Below are 13,632 nucleotides of genomic sequence, written 5' to 3'. Positions count from 1 at the left end.
ATGAATTTAGCAGTAAATAATTTATCATTGGCATTTGCTAGTATTTTGGTGATTGTTGCTTTACTAATTAGCTACAAAGAAAAGTTAGGTTTTACAAAGGATATTATTGTTAGTGTTGCACGAGCGATTGTGCAATTGGTACTTGTTGGTTATTTACTAAACTATGTTTTTCAAGTGAATAACGTCTTTTTAACACTAGCTATGACCGGTATTATTGTTGTGAACGCTTCATTAAATGCTAAAAAAAGGAGCAAACAGTTACAACAAGATTTTTTGATTTCTTTAGTAGCTATTGCCTGTAGCACAGGTGTAACCATTGGCGTGTTAGTTCTTTCGGGAGCGATTCGCTTTATTCCCTCGCAAATTGTTCCCATTAGTGGAATGATTGCCAGTAATTCTATGATTGCAATAGGATTGTGTTATCGAAGCTTGGACCGATTATTTCATGACCAAAGGCAAGCGGTGTTGGAAAAATTAGCTTTGGGAGCAGATGTTAAATTAGCTTCTTTACCCATTTTAAGAGAAAGTGTTAAAACTGGGATGGCACCAACCATTGATTCAGCCAAAACAGTAGGTATTGTTAGTTTACCAGGGATGATGTCGGGATTGATTTTTGCCGGGGTTGATCCAGTTCATGCTATTAAGTATCAAATTATGGTTACGTTTATGCTCTTGTCTGCTACAAGTATTGGCTCAGTGATAGCAACCTATTTAGCCTATAAGAGTTATTACAACGAACGGAAGCAATTGATAATTTAAGTCCTAAGTAAAAAAATTCATTTTAGAAAAACATTAAGAAATTTTAATCCACTTTTAAAAAGTATGTATTTATAATAGTAAAGTATAGACATTTATAAAACCGCGTTTTATAATAGAGACGAAGAAAGAAACTAGTCAAAATAAGATACTTAAATCGAAAAGGTAGGGAAAATCATGGTAAAAAAGTTTAGTAAAGATTTTTGGTGGGGTGCAGCTACATCTGGTCCACAAAGCGAAGGACGATTTAATAAAAAACATGCGAATGTATTTGATTATTGGTACGAGATTGAACCAGAGGATTTTTATGATCAAGTAGGGCCAGATGTAACATCAAATTTTTATAATAGCTTTAAAGAAGATATTGCTTTGATGAAAGAAATCGGTCTAAATAGTGTACGAACATCCATTCAATGGACTCGATTGATGGATGATTTTGAAACTGGAACAGTAGATCCCGATGGCGTTCGTTTTTATAATGATGTGATTGATGCTTTTTTAGAAGCTGGAATTCGTCCTGTGATAAATTTGCACCATTTTGATTTACCAGCAGAACTATATCATAAATATGGTGGTTGGGAATCAAAGGAAGTGGTGGATTATTATGTCTTGTTCGCTAAAAAATGTTTTGAATTATTTGGTGACCGTGTAAAAGACTGGTTTACCCATAATGAGCCAATCGTAGTTGTACAGGCACAATATCTATTCGAATTTCACTACCCAAAAGTAGTAGATGGAAAAAAAGCTGTTCAAGTATCTTACAACTTAAATTTAGCTTCTGCTAAAGCGATCCAAGCATTTAGAGAAATGGGACTACAAAATAATGGCGGTAGAATTGGAATTATTTTGAATCTAACGCCAACTTATGCAGCCTCTGATAGTCAGGATGACTTGCAAGCAGCTAAGATTGCTGAACTATTTAATAATCGGATGTTTTTAGACACAGCAGTCCATGGAGAATTTCCATCAGAGCTAGTGGATTTACTTACAGAGGATGGTGTTATTTGGGAAAGTACACCAGAAGAGTTAGCGATTATTAAGGAAAATACGATTGATGTTTTGGGGGTAAACTTTTATCATCCAAGCCGCATTAAAAAACCAGATATCGCTCCAAATAGTGTGGGAGACTGGATGCCTAACCGTTATTATGACTCTTACGAAATGCCTGGGAGACGGATGAATTTAGATCGTGGCTGGGAAATTTACCCTAAAGCTTTATACGATATTGCCATTAACATTCGTGATAATTATGAAAATATTCCTTGGTTTGTGTCTGAGAATGGTATGGGCGTTTCAAGAGAAGAACGCTTCTTAAATACTGAAGGAGTTATTGAAGATGATTACAGAATCGACTTCATCCATGAACATTTAGACTGGTTGCATCAAGGGATTGAAGAAGGATCCAATTGTTTTGGCTATCACTTGTGGACACCTATTGATTGTTGGTCATGGGCGAATGCTTATAAAAATAGATATGGTTTTATCTCTACAAATATTCATACACAAATCAAAACAATCAAAAAATCTGGTCATTGGTTTAAAACGGTTGCTGAAAACAATTCGTTGCCTGAACGAAATAAAAAATAACAAAAAAGAAATGAGCTGCTTCAGAAAGCTCATTTCTTTTTTGTTTACAAATCAACATTTAAGATAGAATATCCACGTTGATCATAACGATTTCTACTTCTAGAGTATTCGATAGGTTGTCCATCTTTAAGATAAACAACTTGCTCTACTTCTAGAACAGGATCATCTACTGCACAATTTAAGTATTCTTGATCATATGTATCTGACTTTGCCGCTTGTATATTACGATAAGCACCAGCGAAGTGAAGATTTAGGGTTTCTTTGATATAAGTATAAATAGATTGTTCTAAAATTTCAGTTGTTAAACCAGGAACTAATCCACAAGGCATATAAGTATGCTCTAAAATAAAAGGCTTCGTTTCTAAAATTCTTAGCCGAATGATCTTGTAGACGGGTTGTTCTGGTTTAATCATCAATCTTTCCTGTACTTGTTTATCAGGAAATTCTACTTCAAATAAAATTGCTTTACTTTCTAAATTTTGGTGGCGGTCATTCATTTGCTTACTTAAACCACCGTATTCATTGGCAGGGGAAGTCTCTTTATCCCAAAAAGAGCGATTCAATATTTTTGTTCCAGAACCTCTTTGTGAATAAACAAGGCCTTCCATTGCTAAGATACCTATTGCTTTCTTGACGGTCATTCGACTAGCACCGAACTCTGTTACGAGATCTGTTTGATTAGGTAATAAAGTATCTGTCATATATATTTCAGATTTAATTCGTTCACGTAAAATATCTGCAATTTCTTCATATTTAGGTTTCATTGTAAACACCTCCTGATAATATTGTATCTGATTTCTTATGTATAGACAAATTGTTTGGAAAAATGAATCACCTATTTGAGGAAAACTTTATGATCTGGAAAATAAAATCAGTTAACGGTATACTTTTTATCAATTAGCGATAGTTCTGAGACTTGAATACAACGGATGAAGAGCCTTTGAATAGATTGAACAATCTGTGTTAATGCAAAATTTATTGACTCATCGATCTTTAAAGAAGAATAGAAAAATCTAAGAAATAAAAGTACATGCCTTTTTGCTTATTTTTTTTGTAGCCAGATTCTCATAAAATCCTGTTAGACTGGGGGTAACGTCTAAAATGTATTGTTAACTGTTTCTACCGTATTATTCTAATTTAGAAAGGAAGTAATCAAATGATGAAACAATTTAAAAGAAATATGGGGTTTATAATTGGAGAAAAAGAAAATGAAAAACGGCGAGCTTTGCTTCCAAAAGATATATTAAAACTTCGAAATACAGAGTGTCTCTTTTTTGAAAAAGGATATGGGAATATTTTAAATATACCTGATGAAAAGTATGTTGAACTAGGTTGCCAAATGGTTACAAGAAAAGAAATATTAGAAAAAGAAATTATTTGTGAACCTAAAATTGGTGATGCAACCTATTTAGATCATCTTAAAGAAAATCAGATTATTTTCGGCTGGATTCATGCTGGAGAGGGAAGTCCGAGAAAACAATCCTTAATAGCCCATAAAGTAATTGCCTATGAATGGGCAGATTTAATGGAGGATTCTCGTCATTGTCTTTGGAAAAATAATTATTTGGCAGGAGAAGCGGCTATTTTGAATGCTTTTCAAAATTTTGGAAAGTTACCAAAGCATTCGAAAGTTGCGGTTATTGGGAGAGGGAATGTTGCTCAAGGAGCAATCGAAATTTTGACTGATTTAGGAGCAGAAACTGTTATTTATAATCGACAGCAAGAAGCACTATTAAGGCGAGAGCTATCAGATTATGATGTTGTTGTGAACGCCATTCTGTGGGATAAAAAGCGGAAGGATCATATTGTCTATCGTGAAGATTTAATGAAAATGAAGACCGGTGCAATGATTATTGATATAAGTTGTGACGAGGCGGGAGCAATTGAAACCTCCATCCCGACGACACTGGAAAGGCCAACCTATGTTTTAGATGGAGTAACCCATTATGTTGTAGACCACACCCCTAGTATTTTTTATAAAGAAGCGACAGAAATAATATCTGAAGAGATCAGTAAGTATTTGGACGATTTAATTGAAAATAAACCAAATAGTATTTTGGATCAGGCAATGATAACTGGAAAAAGGAATCACGAATCATTATAAAAATAGGGAAGAAATAAAAAGTGATGGAAATCTGCAAAGAAGGATTTCCTAATAAGATAAAATTCAGTTACTCAAAAGATTTTTCTTTTAGTAGCTGAATTTTTTTAGATAAATTTGAGAAATAAGAGATTCTTTTATAGAACAAATAAGTGTTTTGTGTAAATTTGAGTAGGATCTTTGACATTATATTTGATTGTAAGTGTATCATTTACAGAGGCTCTCATGGGAACTTGAATTTTATTTTTAGAAATATAAACTTTTCCGTCCACGGTGTAAGTCATAATAGCCCACTTAGAATTGTTGATTTGCATCACTTCTGGTGCCACGGTATCATATTCTAAAATAGTCGCAGTGATTTCTTTTTTTTCTACATTATTCATCATTATCAATCCCTTCTATAAAATGTTATTCATTACAAATAGTATAGCATAGTCGCTTAACCTATTTAAAAAAAGGAGGAATGATATAGAATGGATGAATAAATAGAAAAGCTAAAATCAATTGAAAAATAATGATTGAATAGTCGATGGAGGTGTAATAATGGAGCTGTTTGAAAAAGGAAATATGGGGACGGTTAGAAAACAAGGAGCATATATTTCTAAAACTAGACCGTTCAACATTTTTACCATCAAGCGATTTTTAAAATACTTAGAAGAAAAAAGTGATTTTACTCCTTACTACATTCGTCATGATACGAAGGAAATAACATTAAGTTATGTTGAGGGAGAAACAATTCATACTGAGCTGTCCCAAATTTCCTATGAACATAAAATGGAAATGATTAAAAGTTCAGCAAAATTATTGAAAAAATTTCATCATTTATCAGAGCAATTTGAACGATTAGAAGAAGATCTTTTCTATTTAAACTACGAAGGTTTCTTAGAAAAAGATGTTATTTGTCACAATGATTTTGCTCCATATAATATTACTTTTAATGACTATAAGGCTGTGGGAATTATTGACTTTGATACGATTTGTCCCGCTCCAAGAGAATGGGATCTTGCTTATGTGATGTATCGTTTTATTCTGATCGATCCAACTCTAGAACCTAGTTATGATGAGTTAATTGAACTGTTTTTAAACTATTATAATTATGAAAAAGTGACCAATTTTTATCCAATTGTGAGTGAAAGAATCCAATCATTAGTAAACTTATTTGATACTGAAATCGAAAAGGGCAACTTAGCTTTTATAAAAATGGAAAAAGAAGGACATAAAGATTTTTATTTACGGGAAATCGATCGTATTTCTAATTTGAACACTTAGACGTAATGAAAAAGGAAGCCTTGCAATTGATGTAATGAAACTAGATTCTTTCTAAACAAAAGCCAAAAAAGTATGGAAAGGAGAGGGAATTTGAAAATTAGTTTAGCGGACATGACTAAATTAGAAACTGTCTTTCAGAATACAAGAGAAACAATTCAGCAAATATATCCAGAATACTATCCAAAAGGAACAGTTGCTTTTTTTCTGAATTATCATAGTAGAGAAAGAATTGCTGAAGATATTTCTTATGAAAAAGTATATATTATTGAAGAGAAGCAAAAGTGCGCAGGGACAATAACAATTAACAACAATCAAATTGGGCGTTTATTTGTGTTGCCTGATTATCAGAAGCAAGGGATAGGTTCTTTTTTGATGGAGTTTGGTGAAAAGCAAATTTTTAGAAAGTATGAGTTTGCATCACTGGATTCGTCGCTACCTGGTAAAAAAATGTACATAAAACGAGGCTATAAGGTGACAAAAAGCTGTTCTCTTGTGACTGGTAGCGGTGACATACTTTACTATGAAGAGATGTCAAAAATGACGCTTAAAGTAAAATAAGTTGGAATAAAAAAATAGATTATGAAGGAGCAAATAAAATGGAGATACCAATCAGTCAGCTAGGTACGCTATTAAAATTTTACTATGAACAAGGGTATTTTGAATCAGAAAGTTTAACAGAAGCGATCGAGAAATTAACGAATGATCAGGAAACAACGATTGGTATCGCAATTCAAAATGAGCAGGATTTTGAAGAATAAGAAGTTGAAGTGTAGAGCAACTCTTGGATGATTTAAAAATTTTAGGAAGAAGGACAATCGTTGGCTTAGAATAAGTCATCTTCCAGTATTGCATCATTAAGAGTATACGCCATTTGTCATTTGTGATACAATGTATCTACAATAATGGAAGAAAGAAGGAGCGATATCATGTTAAAAGAGCATTTACGGGTAAAAAGCTGGGGCAATAGCAAAGCAATGCGAATCCCTAATTCCGTTGCAAAACAAATAGACATCCATTTAGAGGATGAATTTACAGTCGAAGTCGATGAAAAAAACAGAATTATTTTAACTAAAATTTTACCGATAGAGGCAAGTGAACCAAATGAATTAACTGTTGCGGAATTGTTTAGCGAATATAATGGTGAGAGTTTTACTACTGAAATTCAAAATTTAGGTGAGGCTAGAGGAAATGAAAAATGGTAAGAGTGAGAACACCCTTACAAGGTGATATTATACTGATTAATTTGGCTCCTAAAAAAGGACATGAGCAACAAGGACAAAGACCTTTTGTCTGTTTAAGCCACAAAATAATATCGGATACAGCTAATATTGCTGTGTTTGCTCCCATTTCAACGACCAAAAGAGAATATCCATTATATATAAAAATTCCGAAAGAAGGCGGCTTGAAAACAACTGGAAAAGTGCTATTGGATCAACTAGTAACCATCGATTATAATGATCGAAATTGCTGTTATTTAGAAACTTTTCCAGAAGCCTTTACTGAAGAACTTCTAATGAAAGTAAAAGTTATTTTTGAAAAGAATAGTATTTGCTAATATGAAAATTAAGGACCTGTTGTTGTAGGATGCTATTGCTATAGATGTTAGTAAAAAAATTTCTGAAGACGTATTTTCTATTGCTAAAAAAATAGATGATTTTACAGTTGACGCTATAAAGAATAAAAAAGTAACTCTGATAAGTGATGGTTTCATCGCTTATCAGAGTTACTTTCATTTTTAGAATGATTAATACTCTTTTTCATTAACAGACTGATTTTCAACAATTAAAATTCCAGAACTAGTTCCAATTCTAGTTGCACCTGCTTTAATCATCACATCGACATCTTCACGAGATTTTACTCCTCCAGAAGCTTTTACCCCCATCGTAGGACCAACTGTTTTTCTCATTAACGCAATATCAGTCGCTGTAGCTCCACCGGTAGAGAAACCCGTAGAAGTTTTAACGAAATCAGCACCGGCTTCTTTAGCTAGCTGGCAAGCAATTTCTTTTTCCTCATCTGTTAAAAGACAGGTTTCAATGATGACTTTTACGATTGTTTTAATGCCTGCACTGTCAACAACGACAGCAATTTCTTTTTTCACTAAGTCGTATTCTTTTTCTTTTAGAAGCCCAATATTGATAACCATATCTACTTCATTGGCACCATCATTAACAGCTTGTTTAGTTTCTGCTGCTTTCATTTCGGTTGTTGAGGCACCTAATGGAAAACCAATGACTGTGCATACTTTTACATCCGAATGGGCTAGTTTTTCAGAAGCATATGAAACCCAGTAAGGATTGATACAAATTGACATGAAATCATATTTAACAGCTTCGTTAATTAATGTATCAATATCATTTCTAGTTGCGTTTGGTTTTAATAAAGTATGGTCAAAATACTTGTTTATTGACATTTTTTTCCCTCCTATTGGATTAGACTTTATTGATAATTTCTTTGACAAGAATGCTGAATTTTTCTTTTACCAAGTTTGCTACTTCAATTACTTCTTTATGATTTAAAGGCTGGTCTAAAATACCACAAGCCATGTTAGTTAGGCAAGAAATTCCAAGAGTTTCAATCCCGTAGTAAGCAGCGACCATGGCTTCAGGAACGGTAGACATACCAACTGCGTCTGCTCCTATAATGCGAATCATTTTTATTTCGGCAGGTGTTTCATAGGCCGGACCAGTCCACCAAGCATAAACCCCTTTTTGTAACGAAAAATTGTTCTTTTCGGCAACTTGATAAGCGATATCTTGCATTCTTTTGCTATAAACATTTGATAAATCGGTAAAACGTGGTCCTAAAGTATCATCATTTGGGCCGAAGAAAGGATTATTTCCCGTTAAGTTTATATGATCTGAAATCAACATTAAATCACCAGGAGAGAAATCGGTATTGACTGCCCCACAAGCATTAGTGACAATTAGTTTTTCAATACCTAATGCTTTCATTACATGGACTGGAAACGTGACTTCTTGCGTGGTAAACCCTTCGTAATAGTGGAAACGACCTTTCATTGCAACCACTGTTGTGCCAGATAGGTTACCAATAACTAACTCATTCGCGTGTCCAACAGCTCTTGATTTAGCAAAATGGGGAACCTCTTCATAGGGGATACTTGTTGCTTGTTCAATTTGTTCAGCTAGTGGACCTAAGCCAGAGCCTAAAATAATTCCAATTTTAGGAATTGTTGTTGTTTTTGATTGAATAAAAGATACTGCATCGTCAATTTGTTTTTTTAACACAAAAAAACCTCCTCAAAATATTTTTATTTCTCAGATGAAGTGTAAAGGATAAATCATAAAAAGTAAACCACTTTTTTTTAATTTGAAAAAAAGTTAGTTTTATTTATGTTAAATTAATAAGAGAAGTAACAACAAGCTAAAAAAAGAAAAATAGATTATTTTTAATATTTTATGGCTTCTTCTGGTAGAATAAGGAAGGTGAAGCTAGTGTGTAAGGAGGGAGAAAAGTATGACCTTTTTTGAAGAAGTTCAAAGTGACAGAATAGAACGGTTAAAACAACTCTATCGATTAATCCGTAGATATAAACAAGTGGACATCAGTCGTATCAAAGAATTAATGGATCTTAAGCACGCTACGTGTGTTAGACTCATTGAAGAATTACTTCAGTATCAGTTGATTCAAGAGAGTGGTGTCGGTGTTTCAAGTGGTGGAAGAAAGCCAAAACTATATAGTATTAATCCAAGAAAAGCCTATTTGATAGGGATTGAATTGAGTAATTTATATACAACTGTTTTACTAATGGATTTAGAACTTAATATTTTAGAAGAGCGAAAGTTGAAGATGGGAGAGGTATTTATACCAGAAATTGTTTTTGAATTTATCATTCAGAGCATCCAACAGCTTTTAGCGTCCAATGAGTTACAAAGAAATCAGCTAGTAGGAGTAGGAATTGGGATATTAACTCGAATAGATGATTCTACTGGTCGGATTAAGAAAAGGGAATATTCAGCCTTTAAAGAATGGAGCGACATCGATATTCAAGGTCAGCTGGCAGAAAAGTTAGGTTTACCGGTAGTGGTTCATTCAGCAACGAATTTAGCAGCATTAGTTGAATATCGTAAAAATTACTGGAATGAAGAAGAAAATTTACTTTTTGTTGCCAATGATTTAATTATTCGCTCAGCATCAATGATTAATGGACATATGCTATATAAAAATAGTGAAATGACAGAAAGTTTTGGCCATATGACAGTTGATTTGCAAGGGGAAAAATGTTTTTGCGGAATGTATGGTTGCTTAGATACGATAAGTAGTCTACCAGCGATCAGAACAGAAATTATTAAGCGAGTTAAAATGGGTTATTCTAGCTCATTAACAGAAGCATTTGAGAGTATAGATGACATCAACTATTATCATATTTTACAAGGAATTGAAGAGCAAGATCAGCTCTGTTTGGATGTTGTGGATCGAGCTTCTTATTATTTGGGGATTGGGTTAAGCAACTTAATATTACAACTAAGACCAAAAACAGTGATTATTGGTGGAACACTGGGATCTAGATCAATTGTTGTTACAAAAGTAAAAGAAGTCGTTCAAGAGCGATTAGAGTATTTTACAGAAATTAAATACGAAATAAAGTCTGCATCTTCTTCATTCAATACAGTTGCTCAAGGTGCAGGATGTATGGTTCTAGATTTAGAAATTGGGGAAACAATTTTTTAAGGAAATATGTAAATTTGAGAATATTAAGTAAGAGTAAAGCGTGACTTTTTAAAAAGCTTTACTCTTATTTTTTTTATTCTTTTTTTCAAAATGAAAAAAAGTTGTTTACTTTTGCGTTTTTTGACGGTATACTCGGTTATATTAGTAAGCGGTTTCTTTTTTCGGTTACAATAAAAAAGATGAAGCACCTTAATGGAGGGACTAAGGATGAAGAAGAAAACATTTATGAAAGCAATTTTTATTGGAGCGTGTGCCACACTCGTATTAACAGCTTGTGGTGGCGGAAAAGGGAAAGAAAAAGAGTCTAGCAGTACAGGAACAAACACGGTAGCAATCGTAACGGATATCGGTGGGGTAGATGATAAATCATTTAATCAATCAGCTTGGGAAGGTCTTCAAGAATGGGGCAAAAAACACGATTTGAAGAAAGGTCCTAAAGGGTACAATTATTTACAATCTAAATCGGATTCAGAATACGTAACAAATTTAAATATCGCAGCAGGAAATGGTTTTAAAACAGTTTTTGGAATTGGGCATAAAGTAAGAAATGCTGTAGAAGATGTTGCTTCTCAAAAGAAAAATGTGAATTTCGTTATCGTTGATGCAGTCATTGATGATTTAGATAATGTTGCTTCGGTGGTATTCAAAGACAATGAAGCAGCCTTCTTAGCTGGAATTGCAGCGGCTGAAACAACAAAAGCAGAACATGTTGGTTTTATTGGTGGACAAAATGGGGAAGTAATTGACCGTTTTGAAGCTGGATTTAGACAAGGAGTTGCCACCGTCAATCCTGATATCAAAGTAGATGTCCAATATGTTGGTTCATTTGGTGATCCGGCAAAAGCTAAATCTCAAGCAGCAGCAATGTATAACGATGGAGTGGATATTATTTATCAAGCAGCAGGCAACTCTGGAAATGGTGTGTTCTCAGAAGCAAAAGATATTAAAAAACGAGATAAAAGTAAAGAAATTTGGGTCATTGGTGTTGATAGAGATCAATCAGCTGAAGGTGAAATCGATGGTGAGAATGTAACATTAACTTCTACGATAAAAGGTGTAGGTAAAGCAGTAATCGACATCTCAGATAAGGCATTAGAAAATAAATTCCCTGGTGGAGAAAAATTAGTCTTTGGCTTAAAAGAAGCTGGCGTTGATCTTTCTGAAGGTCAATTAGGAGAGAAAACTAAAGAAAGCATTAAAAAATATAAACAAGAGATTGCTGACGGAAAATTAAAAGTGGTTGAAAAACCTTCAGAATTAAAATAAGTTTCATTACTAAGAGTGAACTAGGAAACTATATCCGCTCCACTACTAATAGTTGATGTCAGCAAAAAGCCGTGGAACCGCTCTGAGTCCAAAGGTCAGGTCTCAGAGCTTCCAAGCTTCAAACTTGGGCTAAATCAGTAGTAAGCCCAAGTTTGAAGCTTGGATTCTTAGCACGGATACGGACACCAACTACTAGTAGTACCCCTGTTTTTATACAATGCTTTATGATTCATTTGATAAAATTGGAAAATGAGCGAATAAAAAGTGGGGGAAATCTTCCCAGAGCATCTTGGGAAGATAGTGAGGACAAGGAAGTAGAGTTTCTTAGATGACTTTACTAAAGTTAGAAAGGGGAACTATTTTGAACAAACAGCCCATATCCATTGAGATGATTGATATTGTGAAACAGTTTGGTGAGTTTAGAGCGAATGATGGGATTAATTTAAAAGTAGAGCGTGGAGAAATTCATGCTTTGCTTGGAGAAAACGGTGCGGGAAAATCAACCCTTATGAATATTCTATCTGGTTTACTGGAACCAACTTCCGGAACCATTAAGATTAATGGGGAAAAAGTAACCATTGCTAATCCTACAATTGCGAATAACCTAGGTATTGGGATGGTTCATCAACATTTTATGTTAATCCAAGATTTTACCGTTAGTGAAAATATAATATTAGGTTCTGAGCCAATGCAAGCGATAGGAATAAATAAAAAAGAAGCGACTAAAACAATTACAGAGCTGTCAAAAAAATATGGCTTAGATGTAAAGGTCGATGCCAAAGTAGTGGATATCACTATAGGTATGCAGCAACGAGTAGAAATTCTTAAAACTTTATATCGTGGTGCAGATATCCTTATTTTTGATGAGCCGACTGCGGTATTAACACCGCAAGAAATTGATGAACTGATTGTAATCATGAAGACCTTAACTAAAGAAGGCAAGTCAATCATACTTATTACGCATAAATTAGATGAAATAAAAGCAGTTGCTGATCATTGTACGGTTATTCGTAGAGGGAAAAGTATTGATACAGTTGCAGTTGCCGATGTTAGTCAACAAGAATTAGCTGATATGATGGTGGGACGTGCTGTTTCCTTTAAAACGGATAAGAAGGCTGCAGAGCCAAAAGAAGTCATTTTGGAAGTAAATGAGTTGTATGTCAAAGAAAATCGTGGCTTAGACGCTGTAAAAAACTTAAGCTTAACCGTTCGAGCAGGTGAAGTTGTTGGGATTGCAGGTATTGATGGAAATGGGCAGAGTGAATTAATTCAAGCGTTAACAGGCTTAACCAAAATTGAAAAAGGTTCGATTAAGCTAAATGGGGAAGAAATTAGTAATAAGAAACCTCGACAAATCACAGAATCAAAGGTAGGGCATGTGCCAGAAGACCGTCACAAATATGGATTGATTTTACCACTTTCTGTCGCTGAAAACATAGGACTACAAACTTATTACAAAAAGCCCCTCAGTAAACATGGTTTTTTAAACTATGAAATCATTAATCAGCACGCTAGGGAGTTAATAGAGGAGTTCGATGTAAGAACAGTGGATGAACTCGTCCCAGTCAAATCTTTATCAGGAGGAAATCAACAAAAAGCGATTATTGCTAGAGAAATTGATCGTAATCCAGATTTATTGATTGTAGCTCAGCCAACAAGAGGACTGGATGTAGGTGCGATTGAGTATATTCATAAACGTTTGATTGATCAAAGAGATTGTGGCAAAGCTGTGTTGCTGATTAGTTTTGAACTAGATGAAATACTAAATGTTTCTGATCGGATTGCAGTGATGCATGATGGACAAATTGCCGGGGTGGTTAAACCGGAAGAAACGACACAGCAAGAATTAGGTTTGTTGATGGCTGGTGCAACGATGGAATCAATTATGGCAAATCGGGTTTTACAAATGGAGGAAGAGAAGCAGAAACAGAAAGCTGCAGTGTCAGTGGGAGGCGAGTAAA

The 13,632-nt window shown here is 34.2% G+C and carries 15 protein-coding genes; 11 read left to right on the top strand and 4 right to left on the bottom strand.

Annotation, left to right across the window (positions count from 1 at the left end):
* Entirely contained in the window at positions 1 to 759 is a 759-nt protein-coding gene (locus BCR26_RS05825) for an ABC transporter permease (RefSeq protein ID WP_069698030.1), read from the top strand.
* 174 nt (positions 760 to 933) lie between these two features.
* Positions 934 to 2,343: a glycoside hydrolase family 1 protein gene (locus tag BCR26_RS05820; RefSeq protein WP_069698029.1), complete on the top strand. Its 1,410-nt coding sequence runs from the start codon at positions 934 to 936 to the stop codon at positions 2,341 to 2,343.
* 44 nt (positions 2,344 to 2,387) lie between these two features.
* Here the strand turns inward: BCR26_RS05820 and BCR26_RS05815 are convergent, their stop codons facing one another.
* A complete protein-coding gene (locus BCR26_RS05815; protein WP_069698028.1) occupies positions 2,388 to 3,107 on the bottom strand; it encodes a GntR family transcriptional regulator in 720 nt (239 codons plus the stop codon).
* A 392-nt stretch (positions 3,108 to 3,499) separates the two neighbouring features.
* Between BCR26_RS05815 and BCR26_RS05810 the strand changes: the two genes are divergently transcribed.
* A complete protein-coding gene (locus BCR26_RS05810; RefSeq protein ID WP_069698027.1) occupies positions 3,500 to 4,447 on the top strand; it encodes a N(5)-(carboxyethyl)ornithine synthase in 948 nt (315 codons plus the stop codon).
* Positions 4,448 to 4,581: 134 nt separating this feature from the next.
* On the opposite strand, the gene BCR26_RS05805 is transcribed toward BCR26_RS05810, so the two are convergent.
* Positions 4,582 to 4,830: a hypothetical protein gene (locus BCR26_RS05805; protein WP_084387039.1), complete on the bottom strand. Its 249-nt coding sequence runs from the start codon at positions 4,828 to 4,830 to the stop codon at positions 4,582 to 4,584.
* 157 nt (positions 4,831 to 4,987) lie between these two features.
* Here BCR26_RS05805 and BCR26_RS05800 point away from each other — a divergent pair, with 157 nt between their 5' ends.
* From BCR26_RS05800 to BCR26_RS05785, 5 genes are all read left to right on the top strand, one after another.
* Positions 4,988 to 5,713: a phosphotransferase family protein gene (locus BCR26_RS05800; RefSeq protein WP_069698026.1), complete on the top strand. Its 726-nt coding sequence runs from the start codon at positions 4,988 to 4,990 to the stop codon at positions 5,711 to 5,713.
* Between the two features lie 111 nt (positions 5,714 to 5,824).
* Positions 5,825 to 6,271 carry a GNAT family N-acetyltransferase gene (locus tag BCR26_RS05795; protein WP_139124894.1) on the top strand — a complete coding sequence of 149 codons (447 nt, stop codon included), beginning with the start codon at positions 5,825 to 5,827 and terminating at the stop codon, positions 6,269 to 6,271.
* A 38-nt stretch (positions 6,272 to 6,309) separates the two neighbouring features.
* Positions 6,310 to 6,471, top strand: coding sequence for a hypothetical protein (locus BCR26_RS18490; RefSeq protein WP_169818859.1), 162 nt, complete (start codon positions 6,310 to 6,312; stop codon positions 6,469 to 6,471).
* 168 nt (positions 6,472 to 6,639) lie between these two features.
* On the top strand, positions 6,640 to 6,915 hold the full coding sequence (locus BCR26_RS05790; protein WP_084387038.1) for an AbrB/MazE/SpoVT family DNA-binding domain-containing protein: 276 nt from the start codon (positions 6,640 to 6,642) through the stop codon (positions 6,913 to 6,915).
* On the top strand, positions 6,909 to 7,268 hold the full coding sequence (locus tag BCR26_RS05785; protein ID WP_069698023.1) for a type II toxin-antitoxin system PemK/MazF family toxin: 360 nt from the start codon (positions 6,909 to 6,911) through the stop codon (positions 7,266 to 7,268). Before BCR26_RS05790 ends, BCR26_RS05785 begins: the two co-directional genes overlap by 7 nt.
* Before the next feature lie 189 nt (positions 7,269 to 7,457).
* Here the strand turns inward: BCR26_RS05785 and deoC are convergent, their stop codons facing one another.
* Together deoC and BCR26_RS05775 are read right to left on the bottom strand one after the other, a co-directional pair.
* Complete coding sequence (deoC, locus tag BCR26_RS05780) at positions 7,458 to 8,126, bottom strand: deoxyribose-phosphate aldolase (protein ID WP_069698022.1); 669 nt, start codon at positions 8,124 to 8,126, stop codon at positions 7,458 to 7,460.
* Between the two features lie 19 nt (positions 8,127 to 8,145).
* Positions 8,146 to 8,961, bottom strand: coding sequence for a purine-nucleoside phosphorylase (locus BCR26_RS05775; RefSeq protein ID WP_069698021.1), 816 nt, complete (start codon positions 8,959 to 8,961; stop codon positions 8,146 to 8,148).
* Between the two features lie 229 nt (positions 8,962 to 9,190).
* On the opposite strand from BCR26_RS05775, the gene BCR26_RS05770 reads away from it, so the two are divergent.
* The 3 genes from BCR26_RS05770 to BCR26_RS05755 all read left to right on the top strand — a co-directional run bounded on the left by BCR26_RS05770 (position 9,191) and on the right by BCR26_RS05755 (position 13,631).
* Entirely contained in the window at positions 9,191 to 10,405 is a 1,215-nt protein-coding gene (locus BCR26_RS05770; RefSeq protein ID WP_069698020.1) for an ROK family protein, read from the top strand.
* 207 nt (positions 10,406 to 10,612) lie between these two features.
* Positions 10,613 to 11,671 carry a BMP family lipoprotein gene (locus BCR26_RS05765; RefSeq protein WP_069698019.1) on the top strand — a complete coding sequence of 353 codons (1,059 nt, stop codon included), beginning with the start codon at positions 10,613 to 10,615 and terminating at the stop codon, positions 11,669 to 11,671.
* Positions 11,672 to 11,999: 328 nt separating this feature from the next.
* Positions 12,000 to 13,631, top strand: coding sequence for an ABC transporter ATP-binding protein (locus BCR26_RS05755; RefSeq protein ID WP_379962695.1), 1,632 nt, complete (start codon positions 12,000 to 12,002; stop codon positions 13,629 to 13,631).
* The last annotated feature ends 1 nt before the right edge of the window (position 13,632 follow it).

It is taken from the genome of Enterococcus rivorum (genome assembly GCF_001742285.1).
GTDB lineage: Bacteria > Bacillota > Bacilli > Lactobacillales > Enterococcaceae > Enterococcus_L > Enterococcus_L rivorum.
The sequence above is the reverse complement of the archived record's forward strand: the minus strand, read 5'-3'. Positions and strand labels throughout refer to the sequence as shown.

Excerpts from the sequence above, each read along its gene's own strand:
- BCR26_RS05765 (WP_069698019.1), top strand. The coding sequence starts at position 10,613 with ATGAAGAAGAAAACATTTATGAAAGCAATTTTTATTGGAGCGTGTGCC.
- BCR26_RS18490 (WP_169818859.1), top strand. The coding sequence starts at position 6,310 with ATGGAGATACCAATCAGTCAGCTAGGTACGCTATTAAAATTTTACTAT.
- BCR26_RS05795 (WP_139124894.1), top strand. The coding sequence starts at position 5,825 with ATGACTAAATTAGAAACTGTCTTTCAGAATACAAGAGAAACAATTCAG.
- BCR26_RS05755 (WP_379962695.1), top strand. The coding sequence starts at position 12,000 with ATGACTTTACTAAAGTTAGAAAGGGGAACTATTTTGAACAAACAGCCC.
- BCR26_RS05820 (WP_069698029.1), top strand. The coding sequence starts at position 934 with ATGGTAAAAAAGTTTAGTAAAGATTTTTGGTGGGGTGCAGCTACATCT.
- BCR26_RS05805 (WP_084387039.1), bottom strand. The coding sequence starts at position 4,830 with ATGATGAATAATGTAGAAAAAAAAGAAATCACTGCGACTATTTTAGAA.
- BCR26_RS05825 (WP_069698030.1), top strand. The coding sequence starts at position 1 with ATGAATTTAGCAGTAAATAATTTATCATTGGCATTTGCTAGTATTTTG.
- BCR26_RS05785 (WP_069698023.1), top strand. The coding sequence starts at position 6,909 with ATGGTAAGAGTGAGAACACCCTTACAAGGTGATATTATACTGATTAAT.
- BCR26_RS05810 (WP_069698027.1), top strand. The coding sequence starts at position 3,500 with ATGATGAAACAATTTAAAAGAAATATGGGGTTTATAATTGGAGAAAAA.
- deoC (WP_069698022.1), bottom strand. The coding sequence starts at position 8,126 with ATGTCAATAAACAAGTATTTTGACCATACTTTATTAAAACCAAACGCA.
- BCR26_RS05815 (WP_069698028.1), bottom strand. The coding sequence starts at position 3,107 with ATGAAACCTAAATATGAAGAAATTGCAGATATTTTACGTGAACGAATT.
- BCR26_RS05790 (WP_084387038.1), top strand. The coding sequence starts at position 6,640 with ATGTTAAAAGAGCATTTACGGGTAAAAAGCTGGGGCAATAGCAAAGCA.
- BCR26_RS05770 (WP_069698020.1), top strand. The coding sequence starts at position 9,191 with ATGACCTTTTTTGAAGAAGTTCAAAGTGACAGAATAGAACGGTTAAAA.
- BCR26_RS05800 (WP_069698026.1), top strand. The coding sequence starts at position 4,988 with ATGGAGCTGTTTGAAAAAGGAAATATGGGGACGGTTAGAAAACAAGGA.